Annotated in this window: 2 protein-coding genes; one reads left to right on the top strand and one right to left on the bottom strand. The window is 68.5% G+C overall.

Annotation, left to right across the window (positions count from 1 at the left end; genetic code table 11):
- Positions 1-772: hypothetical protein (locus VIB55_RS02490; protein WP_331875084.1), on the top strand; the 772-nt coding region annotated here is incomplete at its 5' end.
- Positions 773-806: 34 nt separating this feature from the next.
- On the opposite strand, the gene VIB55_RS02485 is transcribed toward VIB55_RS02490, so the two are convergent.
- Positions 807-1,649, bottom strand: an 843-nt coding sequence (locus tag VIB55_RS02485) for an NAD-dependent protein deacetylase (protein WP_331875083.1), incomplete at its 5' end; no start/stop codon positions are given.

The raw sequence follows: 1,649 nt of genomic DNA, 5'->3' as shown, positions 1-1,649 counted from the left end.
GGCAGTGGAACCTCGTGCTTATCAACTAGACGCCCAAGCGTGGAAAACCCTGACGGTCGCAATCCTCGTGTTCGGGCTGGGCACGCTGTTTCTGGCCCTCAGGGCGCTTCTACGCTGGAACGTCTCCCCCGTCCGGTATCGGCTTCGGGAGGATGCGCCGGTGGCCGTGGCGGTGCACGAGATGGCGAAGGTGCTGGTGGCCCTCGCGGAGGCCGAGGCCGACTGGAGCGACGTCGGGCGGAAGCGCGAGATCGTGCACGGCCTCAACACGGTAGCCCGTACGTTCGATCCGCACATGGGCATGTTCTTCCGATGCGGGCACAACGACATGGACAGCTGGATCGCGCGCCGCTGCGCCCAGATATCATCTGCGTTCCAAGAACTGGCGCGCCAGGCATTTGCGCCCAGCCGCGAGAGTTACGAAGAAGTGAAGCAGCGCGCAGGCGAAATGTTCGCCAACCTCGTAGAGGGCACCTGGGATGCATTGCCTGCGCCCTCAGGTGAAGAGGTCAAGCCTTTCAAGACTCTGGGTGCACGGCTGCTTCCCGTGATGCGTCGGCTGGCTATCGTGTCTATTCCTGTCCTGCTGCTGGCTTGCTACAATCTCCTCCCCGAGAGTAGCGGAAGACAAAAACTCACCGCCGAAGGGATGTTTCCCTTCGTGCTGCTCACCCTGTCGGGCCTGCTCAGCGTTCTTAACCCGCAGTTGCAGGCGGATGTGGGGATCGCGAAGTCGCTGGGCGAGTTCCTGAAGCCACGGCCGGGGAAGTAAGCCCGTGACGTAGCGGTTCGGAAGTGGCTGACCTTCAGCGCGAGAGGTGAAGTGCCTCCGCCAGCCGGGGGAGCACCTCGCCCAGGCGCCCCTCCACCTTGGCCGCCGCCATCTCGTCCGCCCGCGTGGGGCCGATGTTGACGACGGCGATGGGCACCCCGTCCTGCTGCGCGCGGTAGATGAAGCGGCGGCCGGAGTACACCGTCAGCGACGACCCCGCCACCAGCAGCACCTCTCCCTCGCCGTACAGGCGCCACGCCTGCTCCACCCGCTCGGCCGGCACGTTCTCGCCGAAGAACACCACGTCCGGCTTGATCACCCCTCCACACCGCTCACACGCGGGCACGCGGAAGGCGTCCACCAGCGCCGCGGGCAGATCTGCGTCCCCGTCCGGCGCCGAGCGCACCTCCCCCGACTCCGCGCGCGCGGCCATCTCGTCCGCCCATCCCCGGTTCGCCGCCAGCAGCCGCCGCTGGAAGTCGTCGCGCGGCGCAATCTCTCCACACGCCATGCAGCGCACGGAGGACAGGGAGCCGTGCAGCTCCACCACGGTGCGGCTCCCCGCGGCGCCGTGCAGGCCGTCGACGTTCTGGGTGATGATGCCGCGCACGGCGCCGCCTTCCTCCATCCGCGCCAGGGCGGCGTGCGCATCGTTCGGCCGCGCGGAGGAGAAGCGCATCCATCCCGCCGCGCTGCGCGCCCAGTAGCGGACGCGTGCGGCCTCGGTGCGCATGAAGTCCTGGAACTGCACGGGAGCGCGGGGCCGCGCGTCGGGCCCTCGGTAGTCGGGGATGCCGGATTCCGTGCTGCAGCCCGCCCCGGCCAGCACCACGATGCGCCGGCCGCGGACCAGGTCCAGCAGCGATTCCAGGTCGGG

The sequence above is a fragment of the Longimicrobium sp. genome (genome assembly GCF_036554565.1).
Classification (GTDB): Bacteria; Gemmatimonadota; Gemmatimonadetes; order Longimicrobiales; family Longimicrobiaceae; genus Longimicrobium.
This window is presented reverse-complemented; position numbering and strand designations above follow the sequence as displayed.